Source organism: Pseudomonas sp. MWU12-2345 (assembly GCF_023242385.1).
GTDB lineage: Bacteria > Pseudomonadota > Gammaproteobacteria > Pseudomonadales > Pseudomonadaceae > Aquipseudomonas > Aquipseudomonas gingeri_D.
On the sequence record NZ_JALLJA010000022.1, the window covers coordinates 70,625 to 89,755 of the forward strand.

The 19,131-nt window shown below is 63.0% G+C and carries 17 protein-coding genes and 1 pseudogene; 9 read left to right on the forward strand and 9 right to left on the reverse strand.

From position 1 onward, the window contains the following. Positions 1–84 precede the first annotated feature (84 nt). Both M5C71_RS29675 and yrfG read right to left on the reverse strand, forming a co-directional pair. Positions 85–369 (reverse strand): annotated as a pseudogene (locus tag M5C71_RS29675) (LysR family transcriptional regulator); the annotation flags it as partial. Positions 370–425: 56 nt separating this feature from the next. After that, positions 426–1,091, reverse strand: coding sequence for a GMP/IMP nucleotidase (gene yrfG / locus M5C71_RS29680; protein ID WP_103495421.1), 666 nt, complete (start codon positions 1,089–1,091; stop codon positions 426–428). An 89-nt stretch (positions 1,092–1,180) separates the two neighbouring features. On the opposite strand from yrfG, the gene nudE reads away from it, so the two are divergent. Both nudE and cysQ read left to right on the forward strand, forming a co-directional pair. Further along, positions 1,181–1,747 carry an ADP compounds hydrolase NudE gene (nudE, locus tag M5C71_RS29685; RefSeq protein ID WP_103495420.1) on the forward strand — a complete coding sequence of 189 codons (567 nt, stop codon included), beginning with the start codon at positions 1,181–1,183 and terminating at the stop codon, positions 1,745–1,747. Beyond that, positions 1,744–2,586 (forward strand): 3'(2'),5'-bisphosphate nucleotidase CysQ, encoded by an 843-nt coding sequence (cysQ, locus tag M5C71_RS29690; protein ID WP_103495419.1) that lies wholly within the window; start codon positions 1,744–1,746, stop codon positions 2,584–2,586. The genes nudE and cysQ overlap by 4 nt, the downstream gene beginning before the upstream one ends. 86 nt (positions 2,587–2,672) lie before the next feature. On the opposite strand, the gene M5C71_RS29695 is transcribed toward cysQ, so the two are convergent. The 7 genes from M5C71_RS29695 to rfbB are packed head-to-tail and all read right to left on the reverse strand — an operon-like array spanning position 2,673 to position 9,765. After that, a complete protein-coding gene (locus M5C71_RS29695) occupies positions 2,673–3,128 on the reverse strand; it encodes a YiiD C-terminal domain-containing protein (RefSeq protein WP_103495418.1) in 456 nt (151 codons plus the stop codon). Between the two features lie 22 nt (positions 3,129–3,150). Beyond that, on the reverse strand, positions 3,151–4,539 hold the full coding sequence (locus M5C71_RS29700; protein ID WP_103495417.1) for a sigma-54 dependent transcriptional regulator: 1,389 nt from the start codon (positions 4,537–4,539) through the stop codon (positions 3,151–3,153). Then, the gene (locus tag M5C71_RS29705) at positions 4,536–6,350 is read right to left on the reverse strand and encodes an ATP-binding protein (RefSeq protein ID WP_103495416.1); all 1,815 of its coding nucleotides are present in this window, start codon (positions 6,348–6,350) and stop codon (positions 4,536–4,538) included. Before M5C71_RS29705 ends, M5C71_RS29700 begins: the two co-directional genes overlap by 4 nt. 37 nt (positions 6,351–6,387) lie before the next feature. Then, the gene (rfbD, locus tag M5C71_RS29710) at positions 6,388–7,272 is read right to left on the reverse strand and encodes a dTDP-4-dehydrorhamnose reductase (RefSeq protein WP_103495415.1); all 885 of its coding nucleotides are present in this window, start codon (positions 7,270–7,272) and stop codon (positions 6,388–6,390) included. Continuing rightward, positions 7,269–7,814 carry a dTDP-4-dehydrorhamnose 3,5-epimerase gene (gene rfbC / locus M5C71_RS29715; protein WP_103495414.1) on the reverse strand — a complete coding sequence of 182 codons (546 nt, stop codon included), beginning with the start codon at positions 7,812–7,814 and terminating at the stop codon, positions 7,269–7,271. Before rfbC ends, rfbD begins: the two co-directional genes overlap by 4 nt. Beyond that, positions 7,811–8,686 (reverse strand): glucose-1-phosphate thymidylyltransferase RfbA, encoded by an 876-nt coding sequence (gene rfbA, locus M5C71_RS29720; protein WP_103495413.1) that lies wholly within the window; start codon positions 8,684–8,686, stop codon positions 7,811–7,813. Before rfbA ends, rfbC begins: the two co-directional genes overlap by 4 nt. Next, on the reverse strand, positions 8,683–9,765 hold the full coding sequence (rfbB, locus tag M5C71_RS29725; RefSeq protein ID WP_103495412.1) for a dTDP-glucose 4,6-dehydratase: 1,083 nt from the start codon (positions 9,763–9,765) through the stop codon (positions 8,683–8,685). Before rfbB ends, rfbA begins: the two co-directional genes overlap by 4 nt. 186 nt (positions 9,766–9,951) lie before the next feature. Between rfbB and M5C71_RS29730 the strand changes: the two genes are divergently transcribed. The 7 genes from M5C71_RS29730 (at position 9,952) to M5C71_RS29760 (ending at position 19,065) form a co-directional block, all read left to right on the forward strand. After that, entirely contained in the window at positions 9,952–12,864 is a 2,913-nt protein-coding gene (locus tag M5C71_RS29730; protein WP_248769399.1) for an aminotransferase, read from the forward strand. A 233-nt stretch (positions 12,865–13,097) separates the two neighbouring features. Further along, positions 13,098–13,976: an N-carbamoylputrescine amidase gene (aguB, locus tag M5C71_RS29735; RefSeq protein WP_103495410.1), complete on the forward strand. Its 879-nt coding sequence runs from the start codon at positions 13,098–13,100 to the stop codon at positions 13,974–13,976. Positions 13,977–13,981: 5 nt separating this feature from the next. Further along, positions 13,982–15,088, forward strand: coding sequence for an agmatine deiminase (gene aguA, locus M5C71_RS29740; RefSeq protein WP_248769400.1), 1,107 nt, complete (start codon positions 13,982–13,984; stop codon positions 15,086–15,088). Between the two features lie 246 nt (positions 15,089–15,334). Continuing rightward, positions 15,335–15,535: a hypothetical protein gene (locus M5C71_RS29745; RefSeq protein ID WP_103495408.1), complete on the forward strand. Its 201-nt coding sequence runs from the start codon at positions 15,335–15,337 to the stop codon at positions 15,533–15,535. A gap of 195 nt (positions 15,536–15,730) precedes the next feature. Then, complete coding sequence (locus M5C71_RS29750) at positions 15,731–16,423, forward strand: DsbA family protein (RefSeq protein WP_103495407.1); 693 nt, start codon at positions 15,731–15,733, stop codon at positions 16,421–16,423. 306 nt (positions 16,424–16,729) lie between these two features. After that, complete coding sequence (locus tag M5C71_RS29755) at positions 16,730–18,016, forward strand: OprD family porin (protein WP_248769401.1); 1,287 nt, start codon at positions 16,730–16,732, stop codon at positions 18,014–18,016. A gap of 146 nt (positions 18,017–18,162) precedes the next feature. Next, a complete protein-coding gene (locus tag M5C71_RS29760; RefSeq protein WP_103495405.1) occupies positions 18,163–19,065 on the forward strand; it encodes an alpha/beta fold hydrolase in 903 nt (300 codons plus the stop codon). Positions 19,066–19,131: the final 66 nt, after the last annotated feature.

Below are 19,131 nucleotides of genomic sequence, written 5' to 3' on the forward strand. Positions count from 1 at the left end.
GGCTTCCGCCAAGGCCGAGCGTGGTGCTCCCCGGCGCATGATCAGGCCGAGGCGGGCCAGGGTCCGGGCTTCGGCGATGGGTTGCAGGCGCAGGGTACCGACCAGATTGCCGCGACAGGCGGCGGCTTCGGCCTGCAGGCCGTCGTAGGCCGCCAGCACGGTACGAGCCCAGGCCAGGACCCGTTCGCCAGGGGCGGTGAAATCTTCGAAACGCTGGCCGCGGTTGACCAGTTGCAGGTCGAGTTCTTCTTCCAGGCTGCGCAGGCGCATGGACAGCGTCGGCTGAGTGATGTGGCAGCGCGCTGCCGCCTGGCCGAAGTGTCGGGTCTCGTCCAGGGCAATCAGGAATTTCAGCTGTTTGATGTCCATCGTCGCTCCGCGGGCTGTACAGCCGGGGATTCTAGCGCGCCTGGCTTCGAACTTGCTTATTCCAGGCCTTCGATCAAGGTCCGGTAATCACCTACGGCGTTGAATTCCTCGGTGTCCTTGGGGCCCTTACGGCTGTCCGGCTCGCTGACCGCGAGCAAGTGCGCCACGCCGAAGCGCCGGGCGCTGCGCAGGATCGGCAAGGTGTCGTCGATAAACAGGCTGCGGGCCGGGTCGAAGTCGATATCGGCCTGCAAGGCGTCCCAGAACTGCGGGTCTTCCTTGGCGAAACCGTAGTCATGGGAACTGATCAAACGCTCGAAATACGGCGCCAGTTCGATGCGCTCCAGCTTCAATGACAAGGAATCGCGGTGGGCGTTGGTAATCAGGATGACCCGCTTGCCAGCCCGACGGATGGCTGCCAGGAAGGTATCGGCATCCGGGCGCAGCGCAATCAGATGGGCCGTCTCCAGCTTCAACTCACGCACCGGCAGCTTCAACTCGGCGCTCCAGAAGTCCAGGCAGTACCACTTCAACTGGCCGGCATGGTCCCTGAACAACGGCGTCAGCTCCTGCTCGGCCAGTTCCCGGCTGACACCATGCAGATCGGCATACCGCTGGGGCAGGTGCTCCATCCAGAAATGGTTGTCGTAGTGCAGGTCCAGCAGGGTGCCGTCCATATCCAGCAGAACGGTGTCGATGTCGCGCCAGGGCAATGAGGGCATGGGAAACTTCTCGAACGGTAAAGGATATCCGACACAGACAATCGGAAAAGCCACGGTATAGTAACCCGTTCACGCCCAGGAGCCGCCCCATGCGCCAGAAACCCACCGTCCTCGCCCGCGAAATCGTCGCCAGCAGCCGTTTGTTCCGTGTCGAAGAAGTGCAACTGCGCTTTTCCAATGGCGTTGAGCGGACCTACGAGCGCCTGGTCGGCCGAGGCGCCGGTTACGGGGCGGTGATGATCGTGGCGATGATCGATGCCGAGCATGCCCTGCTGGTGGAGGAGTATTGCGGCGGCACCGACGAGTACGAGCTGTCCCTGCCCAAGGGTCTGATCGAGCCGGGCGAGGACGTGCTGGCGGCGGCCGAGCGTGAACTCAAGGAAGAAGCCGGTTATGGCGCGCGGCAACTGGAGCACCTGACCGAACTGTCCTTGTCGCCCGGTTATATGAGCCAGAAGATCCAGGTGGTCCTGGCCACTGACCTGTATGAAGAGCGCCTGGAAGGCGACGAGCCGGAGCCGATGCGGGTCGAGCGCGTCAATCTGCGTGAGTTGTCCGCCCTGGTGCAGAACCCGCAGTTCAGCGAGGGGCGGGCCCTGGCGGCGTTGTACCTGGCGCGAGACCTGTTGACCCAGCGTGGAGTTTTTCAATCGTGAGTGAGTTTTTTTCGAATCTGCCGCACCCCTACCTGGCCCCGGTGATCGACCTGGCGCGCCGCGCCGGCGAGGTGATCCTGCCGTTCTGGCGGGCGAATGTGCAGGTCATGGACAAGGCCGATGCCTCGCCGGTGACCGCCGCCGATATCGCTGCCCATCACCTGATTCTCGATGGGTTGACGGCGCTGGACCCGAGCATCCCGGTGTTGTCCGAAGAGGACGCCGATATCGCCCTGGCCGTGCGGGCCGGCTGGCAGCGCTGGTGGCTGGTGGACCCGTTGGACGGCACCAAGGAATTTATCGCCGGTAGCGAAGAGTTCACGGTGAACATTGCCCTGATCGAGCAGGGCCGAGTGGTGTTTGGCGTGGTGTCGATGCCGACCAATGGTCGCTGCTATTTCGGCGGTGCCGGCCTGGGCGCCTGGCGTGCGGATGCCGACGCGGCGCCGCTGCCGATCCGGGTACGTGACGTGCCGGCGGCGGGCGAGGCGTTTACCGTGGTTGCCAGTCGCCGGCATTCGAGCCCGGAGCAGGAAAAATTGTTGGCGGGGCTGAGCAGTAGCTTGGGGGAACTGGCGTTGGCAAATATCGGCAGTTCGTTGAAGTTCTGCCTGCTGGCTGAAGGCGCGGCGGACTTTTATCCGCGCCTGGCGCCGACTTCGCAGTGGGATACGGCGGCGGCCCAGGGCGTGCTGGAAGGCGCGGGCGGCGAGGTGCTGGAGTTGAGCGGCGAACGCTTCAGCTATCCGCCGCGCGAATCATTGCTCAATCCGTTTTTCCTGGCGTTGCCGGCCAATGCGCAGTGGCGTGGGCAGCTGCCGGACTTGTTGCGTAGCTGAAAGCAGCGCCGAACCCTGTGGGAGCAGGCTTGCCCGCGAAGAGGCCTCGCAGCCTTGCGCCGTCTACACGGACACCGCCGCACTCCTCAGCGGTGCAGCACGTACTGCCCGCTGAAACGCACCGCCGCGTCCTCACTGCCCTCATTCACCACCCGCGTCTCCAGGGTCAACCGCGCCCGTCCATAACGCTGGTAAGTGGCCAGGAATTTCTTCCAGACCTTTTCCTGCGGTGCATCACAGATCGCCTGGGCATCCCCCGTCACCGGCAGTGGATAACCGATCTGCCCTTCCTGGATCACGATATGCCCATCCTCGATCCCGGCCTCGCGCAGGCTCAGGTGCAACCAGCCCCAGCCGGCCAGCACCGCGCCGCAATAGAGGCTGCCACCGAACATGGTGCTCTTGTGGTTGACGTTGGGTTCCAGCGGCAGGTGCAGGCGCAACTGCCCGGCCTGCCAATCCAGGACCTTCAGCTTCATGTCGCGGGTAAGCGGAATATCGTGATGGAGAACGGATTCCAGGTAACGACTGTCGCGGTTCATGCACTGACCTCTTGGCGGTGATTCATTCGAGTTCGTCGCTGGCGGCGGTGCCGACGCTGTCGAAGCTCAAACCGTGTTTGCGCAGCTTGTCGTGCAGAGTCTTGCGCGGAATACCCAAGGCTTCGGCCAGGCTGCGCAGCGAGCCGTGAGCGCGTGCCAGTTCGGCGGCGATCAGGGATTTCTCGAAGTGCTCCACCTGCTCGCTCAAGTTGCCGCCCGGGTGCCCGGCAATGTTCGTATCGAGATTTTCCGGCGTGTTGTCCAGGGCCAGTTCCAGGCCCAGGGCGAAGCGCTCCGCGGCATTTTGCAGTTCGCGGACATTGCCCGGCCAGGTATGCCGCAACAGCAGGCCGCGTTGCGCCGGTTGCAGGGTATGGGGCGGCAGGCCATGGCGCGCGCTGGCTTCGTCGGCAAAGTACTGGAACAGTATCAGCGCGTCTTCACCGCGTTCGCGCAGGGGCGGAATCCGCAGCGGCGCGACATTCAGGCGGTAGTACAGGTCAGCCCGGAAGCGCCCTTGGTCTGCCGCCTGGCGCAGGTCTTCCTTGGTGGCGGCGATCACGCGGATATCCAGGGGGATCTGCTGGTTGCCGCCGAGGCGTTCGACCACCCGCTCCTGCAACAGCCGCAGCAGCTTGACCTGTACGTCCAGGCTCATGCTTTCGATTTCATCGAGGAACAGGGTGCCGCCATTGGCGAATTCGAACTTGCCGATCCGGCGTTTCTGCGCCCCGGTAAAGGCCCCCGGTTCATGGCCGAAGAGCTCGCTTTCCACCACCGACTCGGCCAGTGCCCCGGCGTTGATCGCCACAAAGGGACCGTTGCGGCGGTTCGACAGGTCGTGCAGCGCCCGCGCCACGACCTCCTTGCCGGCGCCGGTCTCGCCGAGAATCAACACATCGGCGCGGGTCGCCGCCAGGGCGCCGATCTGTTCGCGCAGGCGCAGCATCAGCGGCGAGTGCCCGACCAGTCGCGCACTGAGTTCCTGGCGGTCACTCAACGCCAGGCGCAGGCTGCGGTTGTCCAGCACCAGGCGGCGCCAGGCCAGGGCCCGGCGTACGCTGTCGAGCAAAGCATCGCTGGCGAAGGGCTTCTCGAGGAAGTCATAGGCGCCGGCCCGCATGGCCTCTACGGCCAGGGGCACATCGCCGTGACCGGTGATCAGCAGCACCGGCAGTTCCGGGTCCTGGTCATGCAGCTCCTTGAGCAGCTCCAGGCCATCCATGCCCGGCATGCGGATATCGCTGACGATCACGCCTGGCCAGTCGCGCTCGATCTGCGCGGCCAGGCCCTGGGCTTCGGCCAGCGGCAGGATCTTCAAGCCGGCCAGGTCCAGGGTCTGGCTCAGGGCCTGGCGCAGGTGGGGATCGTCGTCGATCAGCACCACCTGGATCTGGTGGTCGATTTTCATACACTCGAGTCCTCGGGTGGTTGCAAGCTGACCCCGGGCGCGCCGGCGCGCATCCGCAGGGTGATCAAGGCGCCGCCGTCGCGGTGGTTGGCAAACAGTAACTCGCCACCGAAGGCGCGCATCAGCGAATCGCAGATCGCCAGCCCCAGGCCCAGGCCTTGGGTCCGCGTCTTGGTGGTGTAGAACGGCTCGCCGGCGCGGTCCAGGGCTTCCAGGCAGAAGCCCGGGCCATTGTCGCGAATCGTCAGGCTGACGCCCTGTTCGGAAGATTGCGCACTCAGCCAGAGCTTACGCGGCGGGCCCTTCTCAGTCAGGGCATCGAGGGCGTTGGCCAGCAGATTACCGAGCACCTGGCGTAGCCGGGTTTCGCCGGCCTGGACCCACAGGGCCGCCGCCGGCAGGTCGCGGATCAGTTCGACTTCCATGGCCCGCCGGCGCTTGGCCAGCAAGGCCAGGGCATCGTCCAGGGCCGGTTGCAGGGCCACGCTTTCCGGGGCATGCCGGTCGCGGCGGGCGAAGGCGCGCAGGTGGGCGATGATCGAGGCCATGCGTCCGGTCAGTTCGCTGATCAGCTTGAGGTTGCCGCGAGCGTCGTCGGTGCGTTGGTGGTCGAGCAGTACTTCGGCGTTTTCCGCGTAGCTGCGGATTGCCGCCAGCGGCTGGTTGAGTTCGTGGCTGATACTCGCCGACATGGTACCCAGGGCCGAGAGCTTGCCGGCCTGGACCAGGTCATCCTGGGCGCGCACCAGTTCCTGCTGGGCGTGTTCGCGCTCCAGCACTTCCTGTTTGAGACGACGGTTGAGGCCTTCCAGGTCGCTGGTCCGTTCAGCGACGCGCATTTCCAGCTCGCGTCGGGCCTTGGCCTCGAAGGCGATCCGCTCCAGGTAATGACGGCGCCGTTGCATCATCAGGCCGAGCAGCAGCATCAGCACCAGCAGGGTTGCGCCGCCGACCGCGACGACGGTGCGCACCGGACGGTCGACCAGGGTCCGCGGCGCGAGGATGCTCACGTTCCAGCCGGTTTCCTCGATCTGCTGGGTCTGGGTCAGCCAGGCATCGGGGTTGATGTTCAAGGGCTGGGGATTGCGGGTCGGGTAAGGTTGCACGGCGGTGATCGCATCGCGTTCCTGTTCGCTGAGCACGCGGGTCGAGCGGAAGCGCCATTCGGAGTGCGAGGTGAGAATGACCACGCCGTTATGATCGGTCATCATCAACTGCTCCGGGGTCCTGCCCCAGAGGCTTTCGGTGCGGTCCAGATCAACCTTGACCACCAGCACGCCGATGATCTTTTGCCCTTCATGCACGGCCGCGGCAAAGAAGTAGCCGCGTTTGCCCGACGTGGTGCCGAGACCGAAGAAACGCCCCAGGCGCCCGGCCATGGCTTCGGTGAAGTAGGGGCGGAAGGCGAAGTTGCGATTGACGAAGCTGTCGTGTTTGTCCCAGTTGGAGGCCGCCAGGGTCTTGCCGTTGGTGTCCATCAGGTACATCACTTCGGCGCCGGTCTGGGCGCAGATACTCTCCAACAGGTTGTTGGCATTGGTCAGGCGCAGGCTCTGGTCCGGCTCTGCCAGGGCGTCGCGCAGGGCCGGCAGGTCGCCGAGGATTTGCGGCAGGACCTCATAGCGGTGCAGGGTGCCCAGCAGGTTGGCGACATAGAGGTCGAGGGTCTGGCGGTTCTGGCTGACCAGTTCGTTGCGGTAGTAGCGCTCGGCCAGGTGCTCCAGCGGCCACAGCAGCGGCGCCAGGCACAGGAACAGCAGGGCGAGGCTGCGCCAGCGGGGTCTGCGGGGAAGGGTGGGGCTCGTGATCATGAAGAGAATGCGCCGGTAGAGTCCGACGCATTATGTCTCAGCCCTGCTCTGCAAGACACTCGCGTAATGCAGTGTGCCAGTCGGGCTGGGCAACCTGCCATTCGCGCAACAGGCGGCTGCAATCCAGGCGCGAGTTCAGCGGCCGGCGGGCAGGCGTCGGGTAGGCGCTGGAGGGGATGGCTTCGATCAGGGCGCAGGGCTTGTTCAGGGCCAGCAGTTGCTCGCCGATGGCCTGGGCAAAACCGAACCAGGAGGTTTCACCGCTGGCGGTCAGGTGATAGGTGCCCCAGGCCCCGGCGTGGCCGGCCTGCCAGCGTTCGATCAGGGCCCGGGTGCTGTTGGCGATGGTGCCGGCCCAGGTCGGCGCGCCGATCTGGTCGGCGACGATGCGCAGCTCCGGCTTTTCCTGCAACAACCGTTGCATGGTCAACAGGAAATTGCGCCCGTGATTGGAGTAGACCCAACTGGTGCGCAGGATCAGGTGCTGGCCCCGGGCCGCGGCGATGGCCCGCTCGCCGGTCAGCTTGCTGTCGCCGTAGACGCTCAACGGGTGGGTCGGGTCGTCTTCGGTGTAGGGTTCTTCCTTGCTGCCGTCGAACACATAGTCGGTGGAATAATGGATCAGCGGCACGCCCAGGTGGGCGGCTTCCTGGGCGAAGATGCCCGGCGCCGTGGCGTTGATGGCGAATGCCAGGTCGGGTTCGCTTTCGGCCTGGTCGACGGCGGTGTAGGCCGCCGCGTTGATGATCAGGTCGGGGCGCAGGGCGCGGACCTGTTGGCGAATCTGCTCCGGGTGCGCCAGGTCGAGCTGGTCGCGGCCCAGGACAATCAGTTCGCCCAGATCGGCGAGCCGCTGTTGCAGTGCGCGGGAGACTTGGCCGTGCTGGCCGCTGATAAGGATTTTCAGGGCTGAAGTACTCATTCGAACAAGTCGGCCTCGTGCAGGGTTTTACCGTTCAGGTCCTTCGCCGACAGCTGGGGGACACCGGCGAACTCCCAGTCGATGGCCAGGCTTGGATCGTCCCAGCGAATGCAGCGTTCGGCGCTGGGGGTGTAGTAGTCGGTAGTCTTGTAGAGGAACTCGGCGGACTCGCTGAGGACCACGAAGCCGTGGGCGAACCCCTCGGGTATCCACAGTTGGCGGTTGTTTTCGGCGGACAGGCGCACCGCCACCCACTGGCCAAAATGGGCTGAGCTGCGGCGAATGTCCACGGCCACATCCAGTACTTCACCGGCAATCACCCGCACCAGCTTGCCCTGGGTGTTTTCCAACTGGTAATGCAGGCCGCGCAGGACCCCTTGCTGCGAGCGCGAGTGGTTGTCCTGGACGAACGAAACGTCGAGTCCCGTCGCGTCCTGGAACGCCCGGGCATTGAAGCTTTCATAGAAAAAACCGCGCTCGTCACCAAAGACCTTGGGTTCGAGAATCAGCACCCCTGGCAGGCGGGTCGGCGTTGCTTTCATCGGTGTTCTCCCGCGACGGTATACAGGTATTGCCCATAACCGGTCTTGCCGAAGTATTTGGCCCGCTCCAGCAGATACTCACGGTCGATCCAGCCGTTCTGGTAGGCGATCTCTTCCAGGCAAGCGACTTTCAGGCCCTGGCGATGCTCGATGGTCTGCACGTACTGCGAGGCTTCCAGCAGGCTGTCGTGGGTGCCGGTATCGAGCCAGGCAAAGCCGCGCCCGAAGCGTTCGACATGCAGATCGCCGCGCTTGAGGTAGGCGTTGTTGACGTCGGTGATTTCCAGCTCGCCGCGAGGCGAAGGCTTGACCGCCTTGGCCACCTTGATGACGTCGTTGTCATAGAAATACAGGCCGGTGACCGCATAGCTGGACTTCGGCTTGGCCGGTTTTTCCTCGATGGAAAGGGCACGACCTTCGCTGTCGAAATCGATCACACCGAAGCGTTCCGGGTCCTTGACCCAGTAGCCGAAGACCGTCGCACCGCTCGGCCGCCGCGCGGCGTGTTTCAACTGGTCGCCAAAATGCTGGCCGTGAAAGATGTTGTCGCCCAGGATCAGGCACACCGGATCGTCGCCGATAAAGTCTTCACCGATCAGGAACGCCTGGGCCAGACCGTCCGGGGACGGCTGTTCGGCATAGCTCAGGTGCACCCCGAACTGGCTGCCGTCGCCCAGCAGGTTGCGGTATTGCGGCAGGTCCTGGGGCGTGGAGATCACCAGGATTTCGCGGATGCCGGCCAGCATCAACACCGAGATCGGGTAGTAGATCATCGGTTTGTCGTAGATCGGTAGCAGTTGCTTGGAAACGCCGAGGGTAATCGGGTGCAGCCGGGTACCCGAGCCGCCCGCGAGGACAATGCCTTTCATCATGCCAAGAGTTCCTTATGGTCAAGCGCGCCGAGGCGCTCTCCTTGATAGCTACCATCCTGGACGCGACGGCACCATTCCAGGTTCTCCAGATACCACTGCACGGTCTTGCGCAGACCGCTTTCGAAGGTTTCCTCAGGGGTCCAGCCCAGCTCGCGCTCGATCTTGCCGGCGTCGATGGCATAGCGCAGGTCGTGGCCCGGGCGATCCTTGACGAAGGTGATCAGGTCGGCGAATTTTTCCACGCCGGCCGGGCGCGTCGGCGCCAGCTCTTCCAGCAGGCCGCAGATCCCGCGTACCACATCGATATTCTTCTGCTCGTTATGGCCGCCGATATTGTAGGTCTCGCCCACCACGCCGTCGGTCACTACCTTGAACAGGGCGCGGGCGTGGTCTTCGACATACAGCCAGTCGCGCACTTGCAGACCGTCGCCATATACCGGCAGCGGCTTGCCGGCCAGGGCGTTGAGGATCACCAGCGGGATCAGCTTTTCCGGGAAGTGGAACGGGCCGTAGTTGTTCGAGCAGTTGGTCAGCAGCACCGGCAGGCCGTAGGTGCGGTGCCAGGCGCGGACCAGGTGATCGGACGCCGCCTTGCTCGCGGAGTACGGCGAGCTGGGGGCGTACGGGGTGTTTTCGGTGAACAGGTCATCGACGCCGTGCAGGTCGCCATACACTTCGTCGGTGGAAATATGGTGGAAGCGGAACGCGCTTTTTTCGGGTTCGGGCAGTTTCGACCAGTAGCCACGGGCGGCTTCCAGCAGGCTGTAGGTGCCGACGATATTGGTCTGGATAAAGTCCGACGGGCCGTCGATGGAGCGGTCGACGTGGGATTCGGCTGCCAGGTGCATGATGGCATGGGGTTCGAAGCGCGCCAGCACCGCGCTGACGGTGGCCTGGTCGACGATATCGGCCTGGACGAACTCATAGCGGCTGTCCGTGGCGATGCTGCTCAGTGATTCCAGGTTGCCGGCGTAGGTGAGCTTGTCCAGGTTAAGGACCTCGTGCTCGGTATGGCGGATCAGGTGCCGGATCAGGGCCGAGCCAATAAAACCGGCACCGCCGGTGACTAGAATTCGCATATCGGTGTGCCTTCTTTCTTAAGCAGACTCAAGCTGGATGGAGCATAGCTTGTGGGTAGGCGTTCGGCGGTGCAAGTGCGATGGCGATGTATCCATTTTCAGACGGCTGACTTTAGTGCCGTACTTGCGTCTTGGCGGCACCAATGGCGATATAGGCAGCCAATAAAAACTTCAGGGAGTCGTTCCATGTTGCTCACCACGTTGATTCACCGCGCCAGCCTGCCCAGCCCGAATGTCTCGGCGCAGCAGGCGCTGAACCTGCTTGAGGAGCACTATGGCCTCTCTGGAACGCTGCAGGCACTGGGTAGCCAACAGGACGTCAATTACCGTGTCGACAGCGACCAAGGCCGTTTTGTCCTGAAAATCTGCCATGGCGACTACGCCACGCTGGAATTACAGGCCCAGCATGCCGGCCTGGCTCACCTGGAGGGGCGCGCCGGCTTGCGGGTGCCGCGGGTGATTGCCGCGCGCAACGGCCAGGACCTGCTGTCCCTGGTGCTGGACGGCCAGCCTGTGCACGTGCGATTGCTGGAGTATATCGAAGGCCAGTCGCTGACCCATCTCAAGCATCTGGGCCGTGACCTGGTGGTGGGCCTGGGGCAACTCTGCGGGCAAATGGACCTGGCCCTGGCCGACTTCCAGCACCCGGGCTTGACGCGCACCCTGCAATGGGATCCCCAGCATGCTGCCGCATTGATCGAGCACCTGCTGCCGGTGCTTAAGGATACGGATCAGCAAACGCGGGTTCGTGACGCCGCCGCACAGGCCCGGCACCGTCTGCAGCCTCTGGTCGAGGCCTTGCCGGTCCAGGCCATTCATCTGGATATCACTGACGACAACGTGGTCTGGCGCCGTGATGCCCAGCGCCACTGGCAACTGCAGGGCGTGATCGACTTCGGCGATCTGGTCCGGACCTGGCGCATCGCCGACCTGTCGGTGACCTGCGCGGCGCTGCTGCACCATGCCGAAGGCGACCCCTTTGTGATTCTGCCGGCGCTCCAGGCCTATCACGCGGTCAACCCATTGCAACGCGAAGAACTGCTCGCACTCTGGCCGTTGATCGTGGCGCGGGCGGCGGTGCTGGTGCTCAGCGGCGAACAGCAGGTCGGCATCGACCCGGGCAACACCTACAGTCGCGATAACCTGGCCCACGAGTGGGAAATCTTCCAGGTGGCGACCTCGGTGCCATTTGAACTGATGGAGGCCGCGATCCTGACGGCCGTCGAAGAGCGCCTGGCGCCGGTCGCCGGCGAGGGTTTCGCGCCCTTGCTGCCCGGGCTGGTGGGCCGCGAGTTCGCCTTGATCGACCTGGGTGTGCTCAGCCCGCATTTCGAGGCGGGAAACTGGGAGCAGAGCGGCATCGACGAACGCTTGCTGGCCGAGGCGGCTGCGGCCCATGGCCTGGCGGCCAGTCGCTACGGACAATATCGCCTGTCGCGCACCCGGCCCGACAGCGCCAGCGAGCCGGACACCTTTCCCTTGCATGTGGACTTGCAGGTACCGGGCGGCACCACCGTGGAGTCGCCATTTGCCGGGACCCTGCGGATCATGGCCGATGGCGCCCTGCTATTGGCCAGCGCGCAACTGAGCGTGCGGCTGTGGGGCGTGAAGGCGTCCCTCAGGTCCGGTGCCGCCGTGGTCAAGGGCCAGGTACTGGGCGAGGCCGGCGGTGCTCTGCGGGTGCAACTGTGCCGCCACGCCGATCTCACTCCACCGTTGTTTTGTACACCGTCGCGGGCCGCCGCCTGGCAGGCGTTGTGCCCGTCGCCGGCGACCTTGCTGGGACTGGCCTGCGATGCCGAGCCCGAGCTGGACTCGGCGGACCTGCTGGCCCGCCGGGACGCCAGCTTCGCCCGCACACAAAAGCACTACTATGTCGACCCGCCGCGCATCGAGCGCGGCTGGCGCAATCACCTGATCGACATGCAGGGCCGTTCCTACCTGGACATGCTCAACAACGTCGCCGTGCTGGGCCACGGTCATCCGCGCATGGCCGCCGAGGCGGCGCGGCAGTGGTCGCTGCTCAATACCAACTCGCGCTTCCACTACGCCGCCGTGACCGAGTTCTCCGAACGACTGCTGGCCCTGGCGCCGGACGCCATGGACCGGGTGTTCCTGGTCAACAGCGGCACCGAGGCCAACGACCTGGCGATTCGCCTGGCCTGGGCCTACAGCGGCGGACGCGACATGCTCAGCGTGCTGGAGGCCTACCACGGCTGGTCGGTGGCGGCGGATGCGGTGTCCACTTCCATCGCCGACAACCCCAAGGCCCTGAGCAGCCGCCCGGACTGGGTGCATCCGGTGACCGCACCCAACACCTATCGTGGGGCGTACCGCGGCAGCGCCAGTGCGCCGGACTACGTGCGCAGCGTGGAACACAACCTGGCCAGGCTGGCGGAAGAAAATCGCCAGTTGGCGGGCTTTATCTGCGAGCCGGTGTATGGCAATGCCGGCGGTATCTCGTTGCCGCCGGGTTACTTGCAGCAGGTCTATGCGCTGGTCCGGGCCCAGGGCGGCGTGTGTATCGCCGATGAGGTGCAGGTCGGCTACGGACGCATGGGCAAGTTCTTCTGGGGTTTCGAGGAGCAGGGCGTGGTGCCGGATATCATCACCATGGCCAAGGGCATGGGCAACGGCCAGCCCCTGGGCGCGGTGATCACCCGCCGGGAGATCGCCGAGGCGCTGGAGGCCGAGGGTTATTTCTTCTCGTCTTCCGGCGGCAGCCCGGTCAGTTGCCGGATCGGCATCGCCGTGCTCGACGTGATGGCCGAGGAAAAACTCTGGGAAAACGCCCAGGTGGTGGGCGACTATTTCAAGGAGCGCCTGGAGGCACTGATCGACCGCTATCCGCTGGTGGGCGCGGTGCACGGTTCCGGTTTCTACCTCGGCGCGGAGCTGATCCGCAACCGCGAAACCCTGGAGCCGGCGACCGAAGAGACCGCGCTGCTGTGCGATCGCCTGCGTGAACTGGGGATCTTCATGCAACCGACCGGCGACTACCTCAACATCCTCAAGATCAAGCCGCCGATGTGTACCAGTCGTCGTAGCGTGGATTTCTTTGTCGACATGCTGTCCAAGGTGCTCGACGAAGGCCTGTAAAAAGCATCGCCGGCTTGCCGGCGATAGCGATAGATCAGTCAACATAAATCTCGATTCTTATCGGTAAAAATAACATCCGATACATCTATTTTTAATTTTTTATCTTTAAAAGCCGATTTTTATCGGCTATAAAGTCGCCATCACCTTGGCCGGACCCATCACGCCCGGCTATTCTCAATCTGTCATCGGTCGATGCCTAGAATCGCCCACCGCATTCGCCCAGGAGATGATCCATGAGTCGTATCGTTACCGTTGCCGCCACCCAGATGGCCTGTTCCTGGGATCTCGAAGCCAATCTCGAAACCGCCGAGAAACTGGTGCGCGAAGCGGCCGCCAAAGGCGCGCAGATCATCCTGATCCAGGAACTGTTCGAAACCCCGTACTTCTGCCAGAAGCCGAACCCGGACTACCTGCAACTGGCGACCCCGGTGGAAGACAACATCGCCATCAAGCACTTCCAGAAGGTTGCCAAAGAACTGCAAGTGGTGCTGCCCATCAGCTTCTTCGAACTGGCCGGCCGTGCGCGCTTCAACAGCATCGCGATCATCGACGCCGATGGCAGCAACCTCGGGGTTTATCGAAAAAGCCATATCCCGGACGGCCCTGGCTACCACGAGAAGTACTACTTCAATCCGGGCGACACCGGTTTCAAAGTGTGGGACACCCGCTACGCGAAGATCGGCGTGGGCATCTGCTGGGACCAGTGGTTCCCCGAATGCGCCCGCAGCATGGCCCTGCAAGGCGCGGAAATCCTCTTCTACCCGACCGCCATCGGCAGCGAGCCGCACGACAAGAGCATCTCTTCGCGTGACCACTGGCAGCGCGTGCAACAAGGTCATGCCGGCGCCAACCTGATGCCGCTGATCGCCAGCAACCGCATCGGCAACGAAGAGCAGGACGGCTACGACATCACCTTCTACGGCTCCTCATTCATCGCCAATCAATTCGGCGAGAAGGTCGAAGAACTCAACGAAACCGAAGAAGGCATCCTGGTCCACCGCTTCGACCTTGATGAACTGGAACACATACGCAGTGCCTGGGGCTCGTTCCGCGACCGCCGACCGAACCTGTACGGCGCACTGAAAACCCTCGACGGATCCCTGGAGTCCTGATCGCCATGACCACTTTGAACAGCACACCACGCGCCGACGGCTTCCATATGCCCGCCGAATGGGCGCCACAAACCCAGGCCTGGATGATCTGGCCCGAGCGCCCGGACAACTGGCGCCTGGGCGGCAAGCCGGCGCAGGCCGCCCATGCCGCCGTGGCCCGGGCCATTGCGCGTTTCGAACCGGTAACGGTGGCGGTGTCCGCCGCTCAGTATGAAAACGCCCGGGCGCGTCTCGACGTGCCGAATATCCGTCTGGTGGAAATGTCCAGCGACGACGCCTGGGTCCGCGACAGCGGCCCGACCTTTGTCATCAACGACCAGGGTGAAGTGCGCGGCGTCAACTGGGGCTTCAATGCCTGGGGCGGCTTCGACGGCGGCCTCTATGCGCCGTGGAACCGCGACGAACAGGTAGCCGGCAAGATCCTCGAAATCGAGCGCTGCCCGCGTTACCAGACCGAAGGCTTCGTGCTCGAAGGCGGCTCGATCCATGTCGACGGCGAAGGCACGGTGATCACCACCGAGGAATGCCTGCTCAATCGCAACCGCAACCCGCACCTGACCCGCGAAGCCATCGAGCAGGTGCTTGCCGAGCACCTGGCGGTGGACAAGGTGATCTGGCTGCCGGACGGCTTGTTCAACGATGAAACCGACGGCCATGTGGACAACTTCTGCTGCTACGTGCGCCCGGGTGAGGTGTTACTGGCCTGGACCGACGATCCGCAAAACCCGAACTACCCACGCTGCCAGGCGGCCATGAAGGTGCTGGAAAGCAGCCGTGATGCCAAGGGGCGCACCTTTACAGTGCACAAAATGCCGATTCCGGGGCCGCTGTATGCCACTGAAGAGGAGTGCGCCGGAGTGGACGCGGTGGCGGGCAGTCAGGAGCGTAATCCCTCGGTGCGCCTGGCCGGCTCCTACGTGAACTTCCTGATCGTCAACGGCGGCATCATCGCGCCGAGCTTCGATGACCCGCAGGACAGCGTGGCCAAGGAAATCCTGCAGAACCTGTTCCCCCAACACGAGGTGGTGATGGTGCCAGGGCGCGAGTTGTTACTGGGGGGCGGAAATATCCATTGCCTTACACAACAACAACCTGCACCACACAAAGGTTGAGTGAAGTTGTAACAAAAGAGGCATTGCTACAAATGATGGCACTTTTCAATCACCGTTAAGCGACCCCCTGTCAAACCCGCAGCCCTTACAGACTGCGGGTTTTTTTTGGTTTTCCGACTGCTGAACTGGCACTTTGGCATAGCTCTTGTATCGGCTTGGTTTATATGACGGAGCGTTTTCTACAATTCAACGTTCTGTCATAAACCTTAAGTAAGTTAGCCGCTCATGAACCAGGAGAGCGCTGAGATGAACGTAGCCAGTGAGCGGGTTTCGCACCCTCTGTCGGTGACGAGCGAGTCGCTTCAAGTCCTGGCTCAGTGGTTGAAAAGCAATGGAACGCGTACCACCCGTGCTCAGGATCCTCGTCGGATGATTACCGACCGTTACCCCGCAGGCTTGTTCAGCGATGCTGAATTGGAGGTCTTGCTCGGGGTTTTACAGGGTTAAAAGGACTTTGCAGAAAAACGCCGCTGGCCGGAGCGATCCGGGCAGCGGCGTTTTTTTATGGCTGTTCCCTGGGGGGCGGGTCGGTTGATTCGACCGGTTTGCGCAATAAACCAGGAGTCATTCCGGCGTTTTTCGATGGGCCGCCAGCGACTAGTCTGGAGGTATCGAACTCATTGATACCTTCGGGAGATCTCCATGGCTGCCACGAGCGTCCTTCACTACATCTACGATCCCTTGTGCGGCTGGTGCTACGGCGCCAAACCGCTGATCCAGGCCGCCAGTCAGGTGTTGCCCGTGGCCTTGCATGGCGGCGGCATGATGGCCGGTAACAACCGCCAGTTCGTCTCCTCTAACCTGCGCGACTACGTCATGCCCCACGACCGGCGGATTGCCGAGTACACCGGCCAACCGTTTGGCCAGGGCTATTTCGAGGGGTTGCTGCGTGACTCGTCGGCGATCTTCGATTCCACGCCGCCGACCCGTGCAGTCCTCGCGGCTGAACAACTGCAAGGGCGCGGGCTGGAGATGCTGGGCCGCCAGCAGACCGCGCACTACGTCGAGGGGCAGCGCCTGGCCGATGTGGAGGTCCTGCTGGCGTTGGCCGCCGAACTGGGCTTTGAAGCGCAAGCGTTCAAGGCCGCTTTTGAGCGGAACAGCGATGCGGTGGCGGTGGAACATTTCAAGCAAAGCCGTGCCTTGTTGTCCCGGGTCGGCGGCCAGGGTTTTCCGACCCTGGCGCTGGAGCAGGAGGGGCGTTTCAGCCTGATCGATATCGGTCCTTACCTGGGCAAACCCGACGCCTTCGTCGCCTGGCTCAGTCAATCGCTGGCGCCCGCCACCCCGGCCGCCACGGGGCCATCCTGTGGCCTGGAGGGGTGTTCGTCCTGAAACAGGCGAGGTCATGAGGGGAAAGCGACGTCGCCCGGAGATAAAGGACGGTCGGTGGCGGATATGCCTTTTTTCGAGGTTGTCTCGCTAATCCCTTCTATTCTCAGGTGTTTCACGAAATTGACACAATACTCGTGTCGCGGATAGGATTCGCCCTACGCCTGTGGCTATACGCCATACACTTAAAATAATAAAAGGCCCGCTGCATTCATTGCAGGCGGGTCTTTTTGTTTTTGCGTGAAGCATCAACACAACATTTCAGCTCGAAGCCGCAGGGCGTTTCATCCAGAGATTAAGGAATAAAACATGTTGAACAAACGGATCGGCCTGCTCGCATTGGGCATCCTCGGCGCTACCCAGGCCATGGCCAGTGACCAATCGGACTCCAAGGGTTTCGTTGACGACAGCCACCTGAACGTCCTGCTGCGTAACGCCTACATCAACCGCGATTACAAAAGCGGCGCCGACGACAAGATCGAATGGGGCCAAGCGGCTATCGCTACCTTCAAGTCCGGCTTCACCCAAGGCACCGTAGGTGTGGGTGTTGATGCTTTCGGCCAGTACGCTGTGCGTCTGGACGGCGGTCGCGGCGAAACCGGCGCGCAAGGCATCGACTTCTTCAAGAAGGACAACAACGGCAACCCGGCCAAGGACCTGGCTCAGGGCGGCGCCGCGGTTAAATTCCGTCTGTCCAACACCGTGCTGACCTACGGTGACCAGATGCCGGCTCTGCCGCTGCTGAACTACGACAACTCCCGCCTGCTGTCGGAAAGCTACACCGGTACCTTGATCACCTCCAAAGAGATCAAAGGCCTGGAACTGAATGCCGGTCACTTCACCGCCGAATCGCGCAAGAGCGCCGAAGGTCGTGACAGCGGTGGCCTGAAAGGCATCGACATCCTGGGTGGTAGCTACCAGTTCACCGATCAGTTCAAGGCAGCCTTGTACGCTTCCGACGTCGACGAAGTGCTGAAGAAGCAGTACCTGAACCTGAACTACGTGTTCCCGATTGCGTCCGACCAGTCCCTGACCCTGGACTTCAACGGCTACCGCACCCAGCTGGACCGTGGCTACGCCGCGGAGCAGAACGCTCAAGGTCGCGACAACAAGATCTGGAGCCTGGCTGCTACCTACGCCCTCGGCGCTCACTCGTTCACCATCGCCCACCAGAGCAGCACCGGTTCGAGCGTGCTGGGCTACCCGTACGGCGGTTACCAGCAAGGTCAGGGTCGCGTTGGCGACGGTGGCAACACCATCAACCTGGCGAACTCCTACTGGTCGGACTTCAACGCTGCTGACGAGCGTTCCTGGCAGGTGGGCTACGGTCTGGACTTCGCCACCTTCGGCGTTCCTGGCCTGACCTACAACGTGGCCTACGTCCGTGGCGACAACATCACCACCTCCACCAGCACCGGTGGTACCGAGCGCGAGTTCTTCAACCAGGTCAAATACGTGGTCCAGAGTGGCCCGGCGAAAGACCTGAGCGTGAAGCTGCGTAGCTCGATCCTGCGTGTCTCGGAGAAATCCAGCGAGTACAACGTGGGCGGTAACGAAGTACGTGTGTTCGTCGACTACCCGATCAACGTGTTCTGATCGAGCGACATGGCTGTAGCGACCTGATCCCAGGTTGAAAAAAAACGCCCCGACTGGTTCGGGGCGTTTTTGTTTGTGCGCGCGCTTGCGAGTAATCTGTCGGCTTTGTGAGCCAATGCATTCCTTGCAAGCGAGACCCGGGCGCCATGACCCTCAGAACCTTTATCGCCCGTCGCCGCTGGTTGTCCCTGGGATTGCTGGCGGTTTTTCTTGCCGTCGGGCTGCCTTATGGCTGTTCGCGGCTGGCTTATAAAGAGCGCGAGTTGCTGTTCAATGTCCAGCCAGGCACGGCGAGCTGGTTCAGCGGCGTACCGGCGGGGGTCAGGGAGCTGCGGATTCCCATCAGCGACGGGCTGGCCGGTTCCGACTATCTGCATGCCTGGTGGTGGCCGTCGAGCCGGGCGAATGCGCCGGCCATCCTCTACCTGCACGGCACCCGTTGGAACCTGACGGCGCAGGTCGGGCGGATCACCCAATTGCGCGACCTGGGTTTCTCGGTGCTGGCCATCGACTATCGCGGTTTCGGCGACAGCCCCGGCAGCCTGCCTTCCGAGCGCAGCGTCTACCAGGACGCGGACAATGCCTGGAAGCGCCTGGTGCAACTGCAACCCGATGTCCACAAACGTTATATCTACGGCCACTCCCTGGGTGGCGCGGTGGCGGTGGACCTCGCCGAACGTCTGGCCGGCGACAAGGCGGCGCCCAAGGCCACGGGCTTGATCATCGAGTCGACCTTTACCGACCTGGGCGATGCGGCCCGGGCGGCGATCCCGACCTCGCTGCCGGTCAGCTGGATTCTCTCGGAGAAATTCGACTCCATCGACAAGATCAACCAGATCGATATCCCGGTGCTGATCGTCCATGGCACCGACGATCCCTATGTCCCCTCGCGCTTCAGCCAGGCCCTGTATGAAGCTGCCGTGCAGCCCAAACAATTGCTGCTGATAAAGGGCGGTAACCATATCAACAGCATGACCCTTGGCAGCCGCGAATATGCCAAGGCCTTGCGGCAGGCATTCGAAGGTTTTGCGTCGCCCGTGGCGCGATAACGTTTCGGGCAAAAAAAACGCGCAAACCCCAATAGACATTGCGTTCCGTGGATAAGGTACTAGCTT

Bases quoted from the DNA above. Each gene is read 5' to 3' on its own strand.
- rfbB (WP_103495412.1), bottom strand. From the start codon at position 9,765: ATGCGAATTCTAGTCACCGGCGGTGCCGGTTTTATTGGCTCGGCCCTG.
- M5C71_RS29745 (WP_103495408.1), top strand. From the start codon at position 15,335: ATGAACGTAGCCAGTGAGCGGGTTTCGCACCCTCTGTCGGTGACGAGC.
- M5C71_RS29705 (WP_103495416.1), bottom strand. From the start codon at position 6,350: ATGATCACGAGCCCCACCCTTCCCCGCAGACCCCGCTGGCGCAGCCTC.
- M5C71_RS29695 (WP_103495418.1), bottom strand. From the start codon at position 3,128: ATGAACCGCGACAGTCGTTACCTGGAATCCGTTCTCCATCACGATATT.
- M5C71_RS29700 (WP_103495417.1), bottom strand. From the start codon at position 4,539: ATGAAAATCGACCACCAGATCCAGGTGGTGCTGATCGACGACGATCCC.
- rfbA (WP_103495413.1), bottom strand. From the start codon at position 8,686: ATGATGAAAGGCATTGTCCTCGCGGGCGGCTCGGGTACCCGGCTGCAC.
- rfbC (WP_103495414.1), bottom strand. From the start codon at position 7,814: ATGAAAGCAACGCCGACCCGCCTGCCAGGGGTGCTGATTCTCGAACCC.
- M5C71_RS29750 (WP_103495407.1), top strand. From the start codon at position 15,731: ATGGCTGCCACGAGCGTCCTTCACTACATCTACGATCCCTTGTGCGGC.
- nudE (WP_103495420.1), top strand. From the start codon at position 1,181: ATGCGCCAGAAACCCACCGTCCTCGCCCGCGAAATCGTCGCCAGCAGC.
- yrfG (WP_103495421.1), bottom strand. From the start codon at position 1,091: ATGCCCTCATTGCCCTGGCGCGACATCGACACCGTTCTGCTGGATATG.
- rfbD (WP_103495415.1), bottom strand. From the start codon at position 7,272: ATGAGTACTTCAGCCCTGAAAATCCTTATCAGCGGCCAGCACGGCCAA.
- M5C71_RS29760 (WP_103495405.1), top strand. From the start codon at position 18,163: ATGACCCTCAGAACCTTTATCGCCCGTCGCCGCTGGTTGTCCCTGGGA.
- M5C71_RS29755 (WP_248769401.1), top strand. From the start codon at position 16,730: ATGTTGAACAAACGGATCGGCCTGCTCGCATTGGGCATCCTCGGCGCT.
- M5C71_RS29730 (WP_248769399.1), top strand. From the start codon at position 9,952: ATGTTGCTCACCACGTTGATTCACCGCGCCAGCCTGCCCAGCCCGAAT.
- aguB (WP_103495410.1), top strand. From the start codon at position 13,098: ATGAGTCGTATCGTTACCGTTGCCGCCACCCAGATGGCCTGTTCCTGG.
- aguA (WP_248769400.1), top strand. From the start codon at position 13,982: ATGACCACTTTGAACAGCACACCACGCGCCGACGGCTTCCATATGCCC.